At 62.1% G+C, this 18062-nt stretch carries 17 protein-coding genes; 7 read left to right on the forward strand and 10 right to left on the reverse strand.

The annotated features are described in order from the left end of the window. Positions 1-9: 9 nt before the first annotated feature. Positions 10-693, forward strand: a complete 684-nt coding sequence (locus ACZ5BO_RS25365; protein ID WP_025127169.1) for an ABC transporter ATP-binding protein — start codon at positions 10-12, stop codon at positions 691-693. After that, positions 693-3197, forward strand: a complete 2505-nt coding sequence (locus ACZ5BO_RS25370) for an ABC transporter permease (RefSeq protein WP_464696879.1) — start codon at positions 693-695, stop codon at positions 3195-3197. The genes ACZ5BO_RS25365 and ACZ5BO_RS25370 overlap by 1 nt, the downstream gene beginning before the upstream one ends. 32 nt (positions 3198-3229) lie before the next feature. On the opposite strand, the gene greB is transcribed toward ACZ5BO_RS25370, so the two are convergent. Next, a complete protein-coding gene (gene greB, locus ACZ5BO_RS25375; RefSeq protein WP_464701373.1) occupies positions 3230-3703 on the reverse strand; it encodes a transcription elongation factor GreB in 474 nt (157 codons plus the stop codon). A gap of 348 nt (positions 3704-4051) precedes the next feature. Here greB and ACZ5BO_RS25380 point away from each other — a divergent pair, with 348 nt between their 5' ends. Beyond that, complete coding sequence (locus ACZ5BO_RS25380; RefSeq protein WP_025127154.1) at positions 4052-4681, forward strand: response regulator transcription factor; 630 nt, start codon at positions 4052-4054, stop codon at positions 4679-4681. A gap of 135 nt (positions 4682-4816) precedes the next feature. Here the strand turns inward: ACZ5BO_RS25380 and ACZ5BO_RS25385 are convergent, their stop codons facing one another. The 3 genes from ACZ5BO_RS25385 to ACZ5BO_RS25395 all read right to left on the reverse strand — a co-directional run bounded on the left by ACZ5BO_RS25385 (position 4817) and on the right by ACZ5BO_RS25395 (position 7382). Beyond that, positions 4817-5125 (reverse strand): hypothetical protein, encoded by a 309-nt coding sequence (locus tag ACZ5BO_RS25385; protein WP_025127153.1) that lies wholly within the window; start codon positions 5123-5125, stop codon positions 4817-4819. Between the two features lie 298 nt (positions 5126-5423). Beyond that, a complete protein-coding gene (locus ACZ5BO_RS25390; protein ID WP_025127152.1) occupies positions 5424-5858 on the reverse strand; it encodes a DoxX family protein in 435 nt (144 codons plus the stop codon). Between the two features lie 102 nt (positions 5859-5960). Beyond that, complete coding sequence (locus ACZ5BO_RS25395) at positions 5961-7382, reverse strand: MltF family protein (protein ID WP_464696880.1); 1422 nt, start codon at positions 7380-7382, stop codon at positions 5961-5963. 237 nt (positions 7383-7619) lie between these two features. Here ACZ5BO_RS25395 and ACZ5BO_RS25400 point away from each other — a divergent pair, with 237 nt between their 5' ends. The 3 genes from ACZ5BO_RS25400 to ACZ5BO_RS25410 all read left to right on the forward strand — a co-directional run bounded on the left by ACZ5BO_RS25400 (position 7620) and on the right by ACZ5BO_RS25410 (position 10506). Then, complete coding sequence (locus ACZ5BO_RS25400) at positions 7620-8426, forward strand: TatD family hydrolase (protein ID WP_464696881.1); 807 nt, start codon at positions 7620-7622, stop codon at positions 8424-8426. Between the two features lie 85 nt (positions 8427-8511). After that, on the forward strand, positions 8512-9993 hold the full coding sequence (locus tag ACZ5BO_RS25405; protein ID WP_025127149.1) for a methyl-accepting chemotaxis protein: 1482 nt from the start codon (positions 8512-8514) through the stop codon (positions 9991-9993). A 150-nt stretch (positions 9994-10143) separates the two neighbouring features. Next, positions 10144-10506, forward strand: coding sequence for a DUF962 domain-containing protein (locus ACZ5BO_RS25410; protein WP_025127148.1), 363 nt, complete (start codon positions 10144-10146; stop codon positions 10504-10506). 4 nt (positions 10507-10510) lie between these two features. On the opposite strand, the gene ACZ5BO_RS25415 is transcribed toward ACZ5BO_RS25410, so the two are convergent. The 3 genes from ACZ5BO_RS25415 to ACZ5BO_RS25425 form a co-directional block, all read right to left on the reverse strand. Further along, positions 10511-11308, reverse strand: a complete 798-nt coding sequence (locus ACZ5BO_RS25415) for an acyl-CoA thioesterase (RefSeq protein WP_464696882.1) — start codon at positions 11306-11308, stop codon at positions 10511-10513. Positions 11309-11416: 108 nt separating this feature from the next. Continuing rightward, a complete protein-coding gene (locus tag ACZ5BO_RS25420) occupies positions 11417-12187 on the reverse strand; it encodes a CHAD domain-containing protein (RefSeq protein ID WP_464696883.1) in 771 nt (256 codons plus the stop codon). Between the two features lie 142 nt (positions 12188-12329). Continuing rightward, positions 12330-12608 (reverse strand): hypothetical protein, encoded by a 279-nt coding sequence (locus tag ACZ5BO_RS25425; protein WP_011062563.1) that lies wholly within the window; start codon positions 12606-12608, stop codon positions 12330-12332. Between the two features lie 220 nt (positions 12609-12828). On the opposite strand from ACZ5BO_RS25425, the gene ACZ5BO_RS25430 reads away from it, so the two are divergent. Continuing rightward, complete coding sequence (locus ACZ5BO_RS25430; protein ID WP_025127145.1) at positions 12829-13866, forward strand: patatin-like phospholipase family protein; 1038 nt, start codon at positions 12829-12831, stop codon at positions 13864-13866. A 25-nt stretch (positions 13867-13891) separates the two neighbouring features. Here ACZ5BO_RS25430 and ACZ5BO_RS25435 read toward each other — a convergent pair whose 3' ends face one another. The 3 genes from ACZ5BO_RS25435 to kdpC form a co-directional block, all read right to left on the reverse strand. Beyond that, positions 13892-14587 carry a response regulator gene (locus ACZ5BO_RS25435; RefSeq protein ID WP_025127144.1) on the reverse strand — a complete coding sequence of 232 codons (696 nt, stop codon included), beginning with the start codon at positions 14585-14587 and terminating at the stop codon, positions 13892-13894. Between the two features lie 97 nt (positions 14588-14684). Next, a complete protein-coding gene (locus tag ACZ5BO_RS25440) occupies positions 14685-17333 on the reverse strand; it encodes a DUF4118 domain-containing protein (RefSeq protein ID WP_464696884.1) in 2649 nt (882 codons plus the stop codon). A 162-nt stretch (positions 17334-17495) separates the two neighbouring features. Further along, positions 17496-18041 (reverse strand): potassium-transporting ATPase subunit KdpC, encoded by a 546-nt coding sequence (gene kdpC / locus ACZ5BO_RS25445; RefSeq protein WP_464696885.1) that lies wholly within the window; start codon positions 18039-18041, stop codon positions 17496-17498. Positions 18042-18062 lie beyond the last annotated feature (21 nt).

An 18062-nucleotide genomic window follows, 5' to 3' on the forward strand; every position in this document is an offset into this window, starting at 1 on the left:
GGATTCTCCATGGGCGCAAGCATTCTCACTGCGCGGAACCTTAGCAAAGTGGTTCCCAGCGCGGAAGGTGAACTGACCATCCTCCATGAACTCAGCCTGGAGCTTAACCAGGGCGACAGCCTGGCCATTGTCGGTGCTTCCGGCTCCGGCAAATCCACCTTGCTCGGGCTGCTAGCCGGACTCGACTTGCCCAGCAGCGGCGAAGTCACCCTCGCCGGCCAGGCCTTGAGCCAACTGGATGAAGATCAGCGGGCACGCGTCAGGGCCGAGCACGTGGGATTCGTCTTTCAATCCTTCCAATTGCTCGACAGCCTCAATGCCCTGGAAAACGTCATGCTGCCCCTCGAACTGGACGGCCGTCGCGATGCCCGCGAACGTGCCACCGAGTTGCTGCAACGGGTCGGCCTCGGACAGCGCCTGAGCCATTCACCCCGCCAGCTTTCCGGCGGCGAACAGCAACGAGTGGCCATTGCCCGGGCCTTTGCCGCCGAACCCGATGTACTGTTCGCCGACGAACCCACCGGCAACCTCGACAGCCATACCGGTGAACGCATCAGCGACCTGCTATTCGAACTCAACAAGGAACGCGGCGCCACTCTGGTGCTGGTGACCCATGATGAACGCCTGGCCCATCGCTGCCGGCGCCTGATCCGTCTTGAAGCGGGCCTGCTGGTCGCCCCTCTGGAGCCTTGATGGCACGCTTGCCGCTGCTGCGCCTGTTCAGCCTCGCCCTGCGTCAACTGCTGCGCGATGCTCGCGCCGGAGAGCTGCGGGTACTGTTCTTTGCCCTCCTGGTAGCCGTCGCGGCGAGCACCGCCATCGGCTACTTCGGCGCACGCCTGAACGGCGCCATGCTGCTGCGCGCCACCGAGTTCCTCGGTGCCGACCTGCTCCTGGAAGGCAGCTCGCCAGCACGCCCGGAGCAACTCGACAGCGGGCAGACGCTGGGGCTTGAGCATGCACGCATCGTCGAGTTCTCCAGCGTCATCGCCACCGACAATGGCATCCAGCTCTCGAGCATCAAGGCGGTCGACGCGGCGTACCCGCTGCGCGGGCAACTCAAGAGCGCCGCCGAACCCTATGGCGCTGAAGAACCCGGGGGCGGGCCCAAACCTGGAGAGGCCTGGGTCGAGCCACGCCTGCTGAGCGCCCTGGACCTGAAGATCGGCGACAGCATCGACGTTGGCATGAAGACCCTGCGCCTGGCCAGGGTGCTGACCTACGAGCCTGATCGGGCCGGCAACTTCTACAGCCTGACGCCCCGGGTACTGATCAACCTGGATGACCTGCAAGCCACGGGCGTGGTCCAGCCTGGCAGCCGGGTCAGCTACAAAGAGCTCTGGCGCGGCCCCGCCGCCTCGCTTGAGGCCTATCGTCAACAGATCAAGCCAGACCTGGCGGCCAACCAGCGCCTGCAGGATGCCCGGGATGGCAACCAACAGATCGGCGGCGCCCTGGGCAAGGCCGAACGCTACCTGAACATGGCCAGCCTGGTAGCCGTGCTGCTGTCGGGAGTCGCCGTAGCCCTCTCGGCCAACCGTTTTGCCGCCCGGCGTTTCGATGCCAGCGCCCTGCTGCGCTGCCTGGGCCTGTCGCGCCGAGAAGCCCTGCTGCTGTTCAGCGTGCAATTGGCGGCGCTTGGGCTGCTTGCCAGCCTGAGCGGAGCACTGCTGGGCTGGCTGGCCCAGCTTGGCCTGTTTTATCTGCTGCACGACCTGCTGCCCAGCGACGTGCCGCCCGGAGGCCTGTTGCCCGCTATTGCCGGCATCGGCACAGGCCTGGTTGCCCTGGCCGGGTTTGGCTTGCCGCCCCTTGCCGCCCTGGGACGGGTGCCGCCGTTGCGGGTGCTGCGTCGCGACCTGCTACCGATGCCTTCCAGCACCTGGATGATCTATGGTGCCGCACTGCTGGCCCTGGGCCTGATCATGTGGCGCCTGAGCCTGGACCTGGTACTGACCTTCGCCCTGCTCGGCGGCGGCCTGGTAGCGGCGTTGGCCTTGGGCGGTTTGTTACTGCTGGTGCTGCAAAGCCTGCGCCGCCTGCTGGCTCGCTCTTCGCTGCCCTGGCGCCTGGGCCTGGGCCAGTTGCTGCGCCATCCCCTGGCAGCAGCCGGACAATCCCTGGCATTCGGCCTGATACTACTGTCCATGGCGCTGATTGCCTTGCTGCGGGGCGAGCTACTGGACACCTGGCAGAATCAATTGCCGAAAAATGCCCCCAACTACTTCGCACTGAACATTCTGCCGGCCGATAAACAGGCCTTCACTGAACGCCTGGTGCAACTCTCTGCACCTTCTGCGCCCTTGTACCCTGTGGTTCCCGGACGCCTGGTCAGCATCAACGGCGAACCTGTGAGGGAAATTGTCAGCAAGGACTCCAGCGGTGATCGCGCGGTACAGCGTGATTTGAGCCTGACTTGGGCCGCCGACTTGCCCACCGGCAACCGCATCACCGAAGGCCATTGGTGGTCGCCCCCCACCGACGACCCTCTGCCTGGCGTCTCGGTGGAATCCAAAGTGGCGCAAAGCCTGAAGCTGAAGCTGGGGGACCACTTGACCTTCACGGTTGCCGGCGTCAATCGGGAAGCCCGAGTCACCAGCCTGCGCAGCATCAACTGGGACAACTTCCAGCCAAACTTCTTCATGATCTTCCAACCAGGCACTTTGAAGGACCTGCCTGCGACCTACCTGACCAGCTTCTACCTGAGCCCGGGGCACGACCAGCAGATCGTGGAACTGTCCAGGGCCTTTCCAGCGGTGACCATCCTGCAGGTCGAGGCCCTGCTGGAACAGCTGCGCAGCATCCTCGCCCAGGTCACCTTGGCGGTGGAATATGTATTGCTGTTTGTTCTGGCGGCGGGAATGGCGGTGCTGTTTTCCGGCTTGCAAGCCACTCTGGACGAGCGCATCCGCCAAGGTGCACTGCTGCGCGCCTTGGGTGCGGAACGGAAGTTGCTGGTCAAGGCACGCCGGATCGAGTTCGGTTTGCTGGGTGCGGTCAGCGGGTTGCTGGCGGCAGTAGGTTGCGAACTGATCAGCCTGGTGCTCTATCAATTCGCCTTCGACCTGCCCTGGCACCCGCACCCGGGGCTGTTGCTACTGCCGCTGATCGGCGCGCTGCTGGTGGGCGGGGCCGGAGTGTTCGGCACTCGTCGGGCGCTGAACGCCAGCCCGTTGAGCGTACTGCGCGAAGGCTGAAGACGGCAGGCGCGCGCCCTTCGCTGGCGAGCCTATTTCACATAGTCGATCTGGTTGACCCACCAGCACATCTCGCCGGCCGGAGTGTGGACCACCGCCTCGTCGCCCACTTCCTTCTTCAACAACGCCCTGGCCATGGGTGAGTCGATGGAGATGTAATCCTTGCGCTGGTAGATCTCGTCATAACCGACGATACGAAAGCGCTTGATTTCAGCGGCCTCGTTCTCGACCTCGACCCAGGCGCCAAAGAACACCCGGCCTTCCTGTTCCGGTGCGTAGGACACCACTTTCATGTCTTCAAGACGCTTGCGTATGTAACGCACTCGACGGTCGATCTCCCGCAGGAGCTTCTTGTTGTACTGATAGTCCGCATTCTCACTCCGATCGCCCAAGGACGCGGCCCAAGTGACCTTCTGCGTGATATCCGGGCGCTTTTCCCGCCACAGATAATCCAGCTCCTGTTTCAGAGCGTCGTAACCATCCTGTGTGATGAGTTTGGTACTCAATTGGCTCATCGCCTCCCAGCCTTCTACACGCTGTCCTGCCATACGAAAAAGCCCAAACATCAGGCCGGTCAATAAAGCGTGCCCCGCCCCCATTCAGGGGCCTTCCCTGCCATGCCGGTGAAACCGCGCCTCCTTAGTCTCCTGCGCACATCACTATCAGATTTGTCCGATTTAGATTTCAGAGAGGTCAGCCAATCATAGGGCCAAACAGCCGCGGCATACGGCCTCGGACACATTTTCAGCAACCCAGTTTGCACTCATTGCGATCTCACCGCTTGAAACCCACCTCCCCAAAGAGCTTGCCGACCACCACTTACACCGCAAACAAAACCAAAGGGAATGTACCAAATGGGCAACATCATCATCGTCGATGACCATCCTCTGATCCGACTGGCCATCAGGTCAGTGCTGGAACCTCATCATCACACCATCATCGCCGAGGCCGACAACGGAGCAGACGCCGTCCAATTGGTGCGCAAACACATGCCGGACCTGTTGATCCTCGATCTGGGTATTCCCAACCTCGACGGTTTTTCGGTCATTGCCCATATCAAGTCCGCCGAGCTACACGTCAAGACACTGGTACTCACCTCCAGCGACTCGAAGAACTTCGCCCTACGCTGCCTGCAAGCCGGAGCGGCGGGTTTTTTGTGCAAGACCGAAAACCTTCACGAACTGGCCAATGCGGTAAAGGCAATCCTCTCCGGATACAGTTACTTCCCGGAAGACACCATCAACATCCTGCAGCAGAACACCAATGCCGCCAGCCAGGAAAGCGTGTTGATTTCCCGCCTTACCGATCGCGAGATAACGGTGTTGAAACTACTGGCCACCGGCCTCAACAACCAACAGATTGCCGATGCGCTGTTGATCAGCCACAAGACCGTCAGCACCTACAAGGTTCGTTTGCTCAAGCGCTTCAATATTTCCAATCTGGTGGCCCTGGCTGAACTGGCAAAACGCAATGCTGTGGTTTGAGGAGCATGCCGCCAGCACTGCACAGGCAGCCGCTGCAGCCAGTCTTGCCGGTCGGAATCTGTTCATTGGGGAGATGATCTGAGAGGCGCGCAGCTCAGCGACCGCTTGTACAGCGCCATTGTCCCGGTTGCCCCACTAGCGGCGGATGATCAAACCTTGGCGGGCGACACGGGTCAATTGCTTGATGACTTCTGCGGCGTTTTCGGCACTGGGCGCGGGAATGACCGCCAGGTCAAAACTGTCGCTGGCAAAACGCGCCAGGGATTCGCCGTCTTCGACAAATTGAATCAGAAACGCCGCCGGGCCCGGGCTGCGCCGTGGCCAGCCGTCCAGGTAACGCAGCAAGGTAGGTTGGTGTTTACCACCGAGGAGGATTTTCGGGTTGCGCTGGGACAGGCTCGCCGTGATCGGCGCAAGACGTACAAGGGGGCGTGGTGCATTCATCTTAATGTGTCTCTGCCTCAAGTTTCTGCCGGGCAGGTGAGAGGCAACACCGAACCAGCGCTTTAGCGGTATTTCGAAGCCTGACTATAGCTTCTAGCAGTGATCTTTCGATTCACCTGGCGCCCCGCAAGTAGCTGTTTAAATCGGCGCATGAGCAGCATCCTAGAGAAGCCAGCCTCTGGGTGTCAAGATTCAGCTGCAACGAAAAAGGCCTGCATTCGCAGGCCTTGGAACTCTTTCCGGTAGCTGATCCAGAGCCTGCGGGACGTTCCCGACTGCCTGGAGCAAACAGCTGGAGTTACTTGGCGATAGTTGCATCCAGCGACAACTTGCCAGCGCCTTCAAACAGAACAGCGACAGTACCGCCCAACAGTGCCAGGGCAAACTCGTAACCATTATTGGCCATGAACAGGCCATTGCTGATGTGTACCGAGAAGATCGCCACCAGCAAGGTAAACGACAGGCCCAGCGCCGCTGGACGTGCCAGCAGGCCAATGACCAGTGCCAGGCCGGCAAAGAACTCAGTGCCCCCCGCCAACAGTGCCATCAGGTAGCCAGGGGCCAGACCGATGCTTTCCATCCACTGAGCCGTTCCCGCCAGGCCACCGCCGCCGAACCAGCCGAAGAGTTTCTGTGAGCCGTGGGCTGCGAAAATGATGCCGACAAAGATCCGCAAAACAGTCAAGCCATAGCCTGCGCGGGTGCCCAGTAGGTTTTTGATCAGTGTGCTCATGCTGTGTAGTCCTGTGTAAGGTGGGGAAGTTGGTCGCCATATTAATCAGTTTTTAGCTGACAAAAAGCGGAAATAATCCTAGATAACAATCAATATTTTCGATTATTTCCGTGACGCAACTTTCCGCTCCCGAGGCTCCAGGGAGTCTCGTTCACGGTCAAAGGCCAGGTAGTATTTGTTGACGCTATTAACATAGCTGACCGCCCCCATTCCCACCTGCTCCATGGCGATACGCTCCACCTGGAAGAACCACTGATTGGGATTCAACCCCCGCCGCCGAGCCTCGCTGCGCATCCCCTGGACCCGCTCCGGCCCCATGTTGTAAGCCGCCAGGACAAACGCCATGCGCTCGCGCTCGTTGAGCTTGGGACTGGAAAAGAACTTGCGCCGAATCAACGCCAGGTACTTGGCCCCGGCCTGCACATTGCTGTCCACGGACTGGATGTTGCTGACCCCGACTCGCTGCGCCGCCGACGGCGTGATCTGCATCAAGCCGGTGGGCCCGCTGCCACTCCTGGCATTGGGTTGCAAAGCCGATTCCTTGAATGCCAGGGCCGCCAGGTTCAGCCAGTCCATGCCCTGCTCCCCGGCGTGCTTCTGCAACACCGGGCGCAATTTCTCCAGGCGCTGGCGATCGGCTCGAGCCAGGGGGTAATGCACCTGGTACTGACGCCGATAGATGCGCAGGAAGGCCACGTCCTGATCGGACGGGGTCTTATAGGTCTTGAGGAATCGATCGATACTGGCCCGCAGCATCGACGCATCGCGCCGGACAAACCAGTGCTCTTCACCCGGCTCACTGATTTTCAACTGCTTATCGAAGCGCAATTTGGGCAGGATCTTGCTCCAGCGCTCGGCTATCGGCTGTTCGACGATGGTCAGGTGAAAAATCCCACCCTGGACCATCTCCAGCACATCCTCCACCGCCAGGCTGGGATCGACCCACTCGACCTTGATCGGGGCCAGCTTGTGCAGCGCCAGCTTCTGATTGATCTGGCTCACCGCCTCTCCCGCCGCGCTGCCGGTGGTCAGGGTCAGGGTCTTGCCTGACAACTGCTCGATCCGCGTGTAGCGGCGCTCGCCCTTGATCCCCACCAGCAGCAACGGCACGTTGCTGACAATCGGATCGCTGGCGCTGACGGCGTGCCCGGGCTGGGCTTCAAGCAATTCACCGGGAGCCACCAGGTCCCCTTCGCCACGCTGCAAGGCGCCCAGCAACTGATCCTTGGCTTTGGGAATGATCTTGAGGCTGATTTCCTGGCCGTCACGGGCATGGCCATTGAGGTACTGCTCGAATGCTCGCAGACGATGGTACTCGACACCTATGGGCTGGCCCTGGACTTCACCGGAACTGTTGCGGCTCTGATTGACCAGCACCCGCAGTACCTGGCTGCCACGAATTTCCGCCAGATCCCGCACCTTGCCGGAGGCATGGGTTTCCGGCGGCCCGGCCAAGCGTGCCATCGCCGGCAAGGGCAACAGCAACGACAGGCACAGTGCGAGCAATATCGAGGATCGGGTCATCCGTTCTCCGCAAAGGGTGCTGTTCAACCCTTCGTCGCTTTTTGAAGAATTGATCGACAGAAACAGAGCGCTTTGAGCGCTGGCAAGGTGCGAAAGATAAGCGCAACGACGGAGACAGCCCTGGTCGCAACGTTCTTCCGGCAGCAAAAGACAGCTTTAACTCGTTGTAGTTCTTGATTTTTCTTATAAATCTGGAGCTCTGATATGCTTTCCGGCCGCAGGCGGAGATAAAGCACCATGCAACTCATCGATATCGGCGTCAACCTGACCAATCCCTGTTTTGCCGAAAAACACCAGGCCGTTCTCGATCGGGCTTATGCCGCCGGCGTCTGCCAACTGGTCCTGACCGGAACCAGTGTCGAGGGCAGCGAGCAGGCCCTGGAATTGTGCCAGCAACTGGATCCCGACGGACAACGACTGGCTGCCACCGCGGGCCTGCACCCACACTGCGCCAGCGACTGGAACAGCGACAGCGCCCGCCGCTTGCGGGCCCTGCTCAACGACCCTCGAATCCGCGCAGTGGGCGAATGCGGGCTGGATTTCAATCGGGATTTCTCGCCTCGCCCACAACAGGAGAAGGTCCTGGAAGAACACTTGGCCCTGGCTGCCGAACTGCAGTTGCCGGTGTTCCTCCACGAACGCGACGCCAACCAGCGCCTGCTGGACATCCTGCGAGATTTTCGTGACCGTCTGCCAGCCGCTGTGGTGCACTGCTTCACCGGTGAACAAAAGGCATTGTTCAGCTACCTGGATCTGGATCTGCACATCGGCATTACCGGCTGGATCTGCGATGAACGCCGCGGTACCCACTTGCATCCCCTGGTCCGCAACATACCCCGCGGGCGCCTGATGCTTGAAAGCGACGCACCGTACCTGCTGCCACGCAGCCTGCGGCCAAAACCCAAAAACGGTCGCAATGAACCGGCCTACCTGCCGGAGGTGCTGCGCGAAGTGGCACGGCACCGCGAGGAAACTCCGGAAGACCTGGCCAGCCACAGTACCGCCTGCTCCAGAGCCTTCTTCAATTTGTCAGAAATTGCTTGACCCATATCAAGATTATTCCGAGATCATAGCGGCACAATAATGGCACCTTGCCAATACTGTTTCGCTCAATCAGAGAAGACCTTCTATGGGTGCCTGGCTTAGCAACATCTCGCTGAAATATAAATTCTGGGCAGTCAATGCGGTCGCCTTCGTCACCACCTTGTTGTTGGTGCTGTATGCGGTGCAATTGGAGCAACAGGCACGTGGCCAGGCAGCACAAGCTGGCGCCCAGGCCCAGGCTCGCCTGCTCGATGCCTGGCCGCCCGGCCAGCCATTGCCCAGCGTCGAACACCTGCTGACCTTTACCCAGGGACAGACCCCAAGCCTCGACCAGCAACCACTGCCGCAACTCAGCGGTGCCAATGGCTGGGTCGAGATCAATCACCTGCCACTGTTCGGTGACAATCCATTGCTGGGCGCACAGGTCATCCAGCGCGCCGATGGCCAGCAACTCGCGGTTCTGGCCTACGCCCCCAGCCTGGCGCAGGTTTTCAGCGATCGCTTCACCAACTACGCGGTCGCCGTATTCATCCTGATGTTCGCCATGCTGTGCGCCTCGCAACTGCTGATCCGCTTTCTTCTCAGTCAGCTCAACACCCTCAAGGACGTGATGCTGCACGTGGAGAAAACCGGCGACCTGTCTGCTCGCGTCCCCCTGTCCTGCAAGGATGAGGTCGGCCAGATGGCCAGCGCCTTCAACGCCATGCAGGCCGGTTACCAGCGAGTTGTGAATACCGTGGCCAATACCGCTCGGCAACTGGACCAGGGCGCTGCTCGCCTGGCGTCGAGCATGAACGATGTACGCCACGGCATGCTCGGCCAACAGAGTGAAACCGATCAGGCCGCCACCGCAATCAATGAGATGTCCGCCACGGTCTACCACATTGCCCAGCATGCCGGGGCAACCCGGGATCTGTCACAGACAGCCGACACGTTGGCCGGCACCGGGCACGAAGTGGTCGGACGGGTGCAGAAGTCCATCGCCGGATTGTCCAACGGCGTGCAGCAGACTGCCGAGATGATTCAGAAGCTCGCCGAGGACAGCCAGAAGATCAACGGCGTGGTCAACGTTATCCACAGCATCGCCGAGCAAACCAACCTGTTGGCGCTCAACGCCGCCATCGAAGCCGCTCGAGCGGGTGAAATGGGTCGAGGCTTTGCCGTGGTCGCAGATGAAGTACGCAACCTGGCCAAGCGTGTCCAGGCCTCCACCGACGAAATCACCAGCATGGTTTCCGCCCTGCAGGCTGGCACCCGTGATGCGGTGGACTTTATGCAGGAGAGCTCGTTCAAGGCCGACGACTGCGTGCAGCAGGCTCAGGAAGCCGGGGCGGCGCTGGCGGAGATCACCAGTGCCGTGGCCCAGATGCGTGAAAGCAACACCCAGATCGCGGTCGCTGCGGAACAGCAAAGCCAGGTGGCGGAAGAAATGAACCGCGCCGTGGTAAGTATTCGCGACGTGACGGAAAACACCGTGCAGCAGACCGTTTCCTCTGCCACCACCAGTGGCGAGCTGGCTACCCTGGCGGGCGAGTTGAGCAAGGCCATTGGCCAACTGAAGCTCTGAGCCGGCTCCTGTCTTTCGCACCGGAGCACCTCGCCCCCCTTTGACCCCCTTTGCGCTGGCTATCGGCCCCATAGCCAGCCTTGATTCGCCGACCCACCGCCCGCGTCCTATCCTTGGTTCACGAGTTTTCAAGCACTAAGGATGATCAACATGGGCAAACGTCACCCCAACCTTCCCGCCTGGCAGTGGCGCGTCTACCCGCAAAGCCACCAGCACCCGACCAACCTGGTGTTGCACCTGATTGCCGTGCCGCTGTTCATTGTCGGTTTCCTGCTGATCGCCTCGGGGGTGTTCTCCCTGAACCTGTTGAACCTGGCAATCGGAGTGATCGGCGTCCTCGCCGCCCTGGGCCTGCAGCGCCACGGCCATAGCCTGGAAACCCAAGCTTCCGAACCGTTCAGCGATCGCAAGGATGCAGTGCAACGCCTGCTGGTCGAGCAGTTCGTGACCTTTCCGCGTTTTGTCCTCAGTGGTGCCTGGTGGCGGGCCTGGCGACAACGCCACCGACGCTGAACACTCAGGCGAAGATGGTCACCGTCTGCCGGCTCAAGGCGATCAACTGCCCATCGGGGCTCCACAGCGCGGCCGCAGCGTGCCCGTAGCCGTCGCGGGCGTGCTCGATTTCCACCCGATACCGGCACCAGTCCAGGGTGCTCAGCTCCAGTAGCGGCTGGACGAACTCGATGGTCCAGGTCAAGGTACTGCCGGCGGCAGGCTTGGTCAGGTGTGGCAGTAAGGCAGGCGGCCAGGCATCCACCAGCGCCAGGATGTGCGCTTCGGTCAGTGGCTCTTCCTTCACGTCGCCGCGCAAACGTACCCAACCGCCCATGTCCCGGGAGCGATTGCCGGTGAATGGCAAGCCGCCGATACTCCAGCGCATCGCCAGGTGGCGCATGAACTCCGGTGTCACGCCCTTGATGTAGGGCAACTCCTGGCAATCATCCCAAGGCTTCATCTCGGGCGCAGGCTGGGCAATGACACTGACACAGGACTCCCGAGAGGCGCCGAAGCTGCCCTGTACCAGGGTCACCACCTGGCCCTCCTGCATGACCCGACCCAGCACCTGGCTGACGGCCTTGCCTTCGCGCAGTACATCCACTTCAAAACTGACAGGTACATCGGGCGCCACCGGACCGACAAAAGTGATCGCCAGGGACCGTACTGGGCGGTCCACCGGCACCTTGGCCCGCATTGCCTCATATTGCAGGGCCACCACCAGGCCACCGAAGCTGGCGCGCCCCTGAGCCCACTCTGCCGGGATGGTCAGTGCCTGGGGCTGGCTGCGAACGGCTTCGAGCAAATCGTAGAAACGCATGAGCACCTCGGGGAAGAAAAGTTGACTGAGGGATCTTAACCAGCGTCGCAGAGGCCTACAGCAACTATTCCGGCCAAAGCAGCGGACAGAAAGGCCGCTGCGCAGCCGTCATCCCTTGAAGCAATCTCGGTGCAGCTTGTCCAGCACCTCATCAGCGCGAGCCTGGGCCTTGAGCATGGTGCGTTCCCAGACCGCCACGCAGGGCCGCAGATCCGACTGCTGTTCGGCCTGCGCCAGCCACTGCCAGCAATCATGCCAATCACCCAGCGCACCCTGAGCCGCCTTGAGACGCTTCATCGCCTGGGACGGCAAGCGATCCAACTGGGGATAAGCATCGGCGGCATAGCGCACGCGCTTGATCAACAGGCGCAGACGATGGCGGTCGTGGGCGGGATCCTGCAGGGCCTCGCCCAGGGCGCTCCACTGCTTGGCCAAACGCTTCTCGATCCGTCCGCGCAACCCCTGGAGCAAGCCTTGACGCGCCGATGCACGGAGGAACCGCGTGAATGCATCCAGCACCAGGAACAATTGCGCCAGCTGCGATCCCGACGCTACCTGCGAATACTCGTCGGCCAACTGGGCGGTGCGTCGATCGGCAGCAGCATGCAGCCCATGCTGGTGCAAATAGGCGGCCAGGACCTCGCGATCACGGATCGGCGTGGTCATACGCCCCACCTCGCTGGCTGCGGCCTCCAACTGTTCGACCCCGGGCAAGCCACGCAATGGCCGTAACAGGCTGCGCAAGCGCCGTACGCCAATACGCAGATCGTGCAGCAGGGCCTCGGCATCCGTTGCTGCCGCCAGGCGCGCCTGACAAGCCAGCAAACGCACTTCCAGGCCCAGGATCTGAGCCACCAAACGATCAACCAGGACAGACATCACGGATTCCCCAACACGACTTACAAGCCAGCTTCGGCTCATCCAGTTCAAGAATGGTACCGAGGGCCCGTAACCGGCATTGCGTCAGGTCATTGGCCCAAGGTGATGATTGTTGCCTCAGCAGCGTAGCGGCTGGCGCGGATCAACGCCCGGCACGGGACTCGCGAATGTAGAAGCGTGCCTTTTCGGCCTTGTTGGTGCAGCCTTCAAAGGCTTCGAATTGCTGTTGCGTCTTGGCTCCAGTCAACAGCGACAGTGCCTTGGAGTAGCTCACGGTTCCGGCGAACCCCTCGGCCTTGGCCAGGTCCAGTTCATGCCAGGCGGCGTCCAGCTGAGTACCGCAGCTGTCACGATAGGCAGTCTTGCCAGCGCAACCGGTGAGGACCAGAGCAATCAGGGGCAAGCAGATCCAGGCTTTCATCAATCACACCTCAAAAAGAGAAACAGTCGTACAGGTTAAGACGGTAGCGGCGGAAAAAAGTGCCGGCCCCCCACCTTGGAAAAATATAGCCGCAGGAGCATAGCCGCGCAGCCTGCAAGGCCCTAGAAAAAACCGCGCGCAAACACCCGACAGCATCAGCAATTGAACCCTGGGGCGCTATGGGTGCATTGTTGCAGCCTGTTTGTCGAAGGGACGAATCATGAACAAACGTGTTGCACTGGTCCTGGGCTCCGGGGGCGCCCGCGGGTATGCCCATATCGGCGTCATCGAGGAAATCGAAAAACGCGGTTACGACATTGCCTGCGTGGCCGGTTGTTCCATGGGCGCGGTGGTGGGCGGTATCTACGCGGCGGGCAAGCTCGACCTGTACCGTGAATGGATCGAAAGCCTGGACTACCTCGATGTGCTGCGCCTGGTGGATGTGAGCTTCCGCCTGGGGGCGATTCGTGGCGAGAAGGTCTTTGGCCAGATTCGCAAGATAGTCGGCGAGATCAACATCGAAGACCTGCGCATTCCCTATACAGCGGTGGCCACCGACCTGACCAATCAACAGGAAATCTGGTTCCAGGAAGGCTGCCTGCATCAAGCTATGCGGGCATCCGCCGCCATCCCCAGCCTGTTCACCCCGGTGATGCAAGGCAACCGGATGCTGGTGGACGGCGGCCTGCTGAACCCGCTGCCGATCGTGCCGGTGGTTTCCAGCCACTGCGACCTGATCATTGCGGTCAACCTCAATTCGACCAACCAGCGCCACTATCAGTTGCCCGTGATCCAGCGCCCGCCGGCGTTCAAGAGCCGCTTCGACAGCCTGATCAACTCCCTCGGCTCGCACCTGCCGTTCCGCCGCAAACAGGCCGAACAACTGCTGCTGCTCGAGCAAGAGGCCTTCAAGAGCGAGGCCGCGGAGATCAACCCCTGGGTCGAAGGGGCGGAGCCCGAGTCCCAGCAACCGGCTGCGGCACCGCAAGCCGATGGCGCGCCCAAATCCGCCAGCGGCTCGTTCATCATCGACAACGTCGGCCCGGCCTCGCTGCTGGATCTGGTCAACCAGAGCTTCGAGGTCATGCAGACCTCTCTGGCTCAGTACAAGATCGCCGGCTATCCGCCGGATATCCTGATCAACGTGCCAAAACGCGTGTGCCGGTTCTTCGAGTTCTACAAGGCGCCGGAGTTGATTGCCCTGGGCCGCGAAATCGCCAGCGATACCTTGGATCGTTATGAACAGGAACAGCTGTAGTACCTGAAACCATGACCCGGCGGGCTCAAGGTTCGGCGCCCACCAGGCGATAACCGACACCCGCCTCGGTGACGATGAAGCGTGGCCGGGTCGGATCGTCGGCCAGTTTCTGACGCAGATGCCCGACCACGATCCGCAGGTAGTGACTGTCCTCGGTATGGGTCGGGCCCCAGATATCCTTGAGCAGTTGCTGCTGAGTAATCACCCGCCCGGGATGCCGCGCCAACTGCGCCAGCACTGCGTATTCCTTGCGGGTCAATGCCACTTCGGCACCGTCCAGCAGCACCCGGCGGTACGCCAGGTCGACTGTCAGCGGCCCGACTTGCAGCGCCGCCTCCTGCACCTCTCCGCCTGGCGCCTGACGCAACAAGGCGCGGATGCGCGCGAGAAACTCCTGGATCCCGAAAGGCTTGGTCACGTAGTCATTGGCCCCACCGTCCAGGGCCTCGACTTTCTGCACTTCGCTGGCACGCACCGAAAGCACCAGCACCGGCACCGCCGACCACTCGCGGAACTCGCGCAGGACCTGCTGGCCGTCCATGTCCGGCAACCCCAGGTCGAGCACCAGCAGGTCGGGCTGGTTCAGCGCCGCCTGGGCCAGGCCCTCGCTGCCGGTACCGGCTTCAATCACTTTGTATCCCTGGGACGCCAGGCTGATGCGCAAGAACTTGCGGATCTGCGGTTCGTCGTCGATGACCAGGATGGTCGCGGTCTGGCTCATGGTTTCAGTTCAAGATCAGTAAGAGGCAAAAGAGTAGCTCAAGGCATGCCGAGCCCCGAGGGCTCCATGCGCGGCAAGACAGCGCCGCACTCTACAGCTATTCATCCTCAAGCTCCGGCTGGGTCGGCAATGGCAGATGCAGGGTGATGCACGTACCGTGACCGTCGATGCCTTCGGTCACACTGATACGCCCACCGTGGGCTCCGACCATGCCTTGGCAGATGGCCAGCCCCAGGCCCGTGCCCTGCCCGCCTCGATCGCCGCGGGCCGCGGTGTAGAACATATCGAAGATCTTTGCTCGCTCCTCCTCGGGAATACCAGGCCCCTCATCGCTGACAGCGAAGCTCAACTCCCGCTCGTCGACACTGACCTTTAGCTGCAGCAGGCCCTCGGCCGGCGAGAAACGCGCCGCATTCTCCAGCACATTGACCAGGGCCTGCTCGATCAAGGCCGCATGCACATGCAGCAACGGCAGGTCTGACGGCAGATCGGTACTCACCCGCAAGGGTGCCAACACAGCACGCAAGCGGTTCAGGGCGCTGCCGACAATGTCCCCCGGCGCCACCCAGTCACGGGCCAGCTTCAATGCGCCATGGCCGAGCCGGGTCATGTCCAGCAGATTCTGGATATAGCGATCCAGGCGCTCGGCCTCATCGCGGGTCCCCTCCAGCAGCTCACGACGATCCTCAAGGGGAATCGCCTCACCCAACGCCAACAGACTATCGATACTGCCTCGCATCGAAGTCAGTGGTGTGCGCAGGTCATGAGACACCGAGGCCAGCAAGGCGCTGCGCAACTGCTCGGTTTCACCATGCAATCTCGCCGCTTCCAGGTCCTCGGCCAGGCGTGCCCGCGCCAGGGCCTGGGCCAGCGGCTGGCTCAGGGCGGTGAGCAAGCGTCGGCGCTGGCCGCTGAAGACCGCACCTTCCCGAGGACAGACACCGAGCAGCCCCAGAGGACCGTCTTCCACCGACAACGGCCACCACCACCAACGACCGAAGGGCAAGGTTCCAGTCCCCAGCCCTGCCGGCTGATCATGCTGCCAGGCCCAGTCGGCCGCCGCGCGCTCAGCCTCGGAGAACTGTGGCGTACCACCGGTCTCGACTTTCCAGTCGCCCTGCCCATCGCGGTTGAGCAGGCAGATACGCAACTCGTCCCCTCCATGCAGGTGCTGCGCTGCGGCACTGATCACTGCCTGCCGGTCGGTGGCCGCCGTGAGCTTGCGCGACAGGTCCAGCAGTTCGCCGGTTTCCTCCTGGGTATCGCGCAACGCCTGCAACTGCCGCCGCTGGCGCGCCGCCAGGTTGCCGGTCAGCGCCGCCATGAGCAGGAAGAACAGCAGCGTCAGCACATCTTCTTCACGCTGGATGGACAGGGAGAAATTCGGTGGAATGAACAAGAAGTCGTAGCTCAGGAACGACAACGCGGCGCAGGCCAGCGCCGGCCCCAGGCTGCTGCGCACCGCCACCAGCAATACCGCAGCGAGAAACACCAGGGAAATGTTCGGCAACGGCAAGACACTGGCCACGCCCCAGGCCAGGGCACTGGCCAAGAGTGTTGCCAGCACCGCCAGGCCATAGTCAAACCACGCCAACGAGTGCTTGACCCGCAAGCCCGGCTGATGGAGTTGTGGCTCGCAGTCCAGGACGTTGATCTCCAAGCCATCGGCATTGCGCAACAGGCGCGCGGCCAATCCGCCCCCCAACCAGCGACGGCGCCAGCCACGGCTGGACTGCCCCACCAGCAACAAGCTGGCACGACGCTCTGAGGCGTGCTGAATCAGGGTCTTGGCAACTTCGCCAGCCCGCAGTTGAACCACCTCTCCGCCCAGGCGCTCGGCCAGTTGCTGGGCTGCCTGCAGTCGCAATCGCGACTGCTCGTCGCGCAGCCGCCCGTTGTCCACATGCACCAGGCTCCAGGGCAGATGTCGACGCTGGGCCACTCGACTGGCGTGGCGTACCAGGCGCTCGGCCTGGGCATCGCCGTCGATGCCCACCAGCAAACGCCCACGCACCGCTGGTGCCGCCTGCCCCAACTGGCGATAGCCCTGAGCCAGATCGTTGTCCACCTGGGCCGCTGCGGTCTGCATCGCCAACTCACGCAAGGCGGTGAGATTGGTCTGGGTGAAGAACGCGTCGATCGCCGCCCGCGCCTGCTCCGGCACATAGACCTTGCCGTCCCGCAAGCGCTCCAGCAACTCGCGGGGTGGCAAATCCACCAGCAGCAGTTCGTAGGCTTCCTGCAGCACCCAGTCAGGCAAGGTCTCGCGAACCTGGACGCCGGTAATGCCGCGTACCTGATCGTTAAGGCTTTCCAGGTGCTGGACATTGACCGTAGTGAAGACGTCGATGCCTGCCGCCAACAACTCCTGAATGTCCTGCCAGCGCTTGGCGTGCCGACTGCCCGGGGCATTGCTGTGGGCCAGTTCGTCCACCAGCACCAGCTTGGGCCCGGCCTTGAGCAAGCCGTCCAGGTCCATCTCTTCCAGCATCACCCCACGGTATTCCGAACGCACCAGAGGCTGCTGCGGCAGGCCACCGAGCAGCGCCTCGGTCTCGGCACGACCATGGGTCTCCACCACCCCAGCCAGGACCTTGACCCCCTGGCGCAATTGCGTGTGGGCGGCCTGGAGCATGGCGTAGGTCTTGCCGACGCCAGGTGCGGCGCCGAGAAAGACCTTGAGCCGGCCGCGGCCATCGCGGGGCAGGTCAGCGAGCAGCGCATCGGCGCGGCCGGAATCACTCATGGGCGGATCTCTCTTGGGCTGAACAGTCTGACGAGCACACTGTAGCCGCTACCACAGCGGCAGTCGGCCAAGCGTCAATCATGGCGGCAACTACGGCAGCAGCCACTCGCAACGGCGACCCGATGTGCCGGGCACAATGGGCAAAACCTCTCATCGAGCCCATCAAAGCCTTTCAAGCGCCAGGTTCAGGGCCAGCACATTGACCACCGGCGGCCCCACCAGGGGGCGTTCGATATGGGCGTCCACCAGTGCCTGCACCTTGGCCAGCGGCAGATTGCGCGTCGCGGCAACGCGCGCCAGTTGATAGTTAATTGCCTCCGGTGGCAAGTGCGGATCGAGACCGCTGCCCGAAGTGGTCAGCAACGCCAGCGGCACCGGCCCCTGGCCGGGTACCAGGAGTTTGCTGGCATCGTCGATCACCCGCGTGGCCAGCGCCGGATTGCTCGGAGCCAAGTTGCTGGCGCTGCTGGAGACCGTGGCAAAGGCACCCGCCGAAGGCCGTGGATGGAACCAGGCATCGCCGGTGAAATCCTGGGCGATCAGCACCGAACCCCGGACCTTGCCCTCGGCGTCACGCACCAGGCTGCCGTTGGCCTGTTCCGGGAACGCCACCTGGGCCACCCCGGTCACCACCAGCGGATAGGCCACTCCGGTGATCAACGTCATCAACACGATCAGGCTCAGGGCCGGACGCAATACAGTGCTCATCATCAGTTCCTCGGTTCGTTC

The sequence above is a fragment of the Pseudomonas sp. FFPRI_1 genome (genome assembly GCF_055384485.1).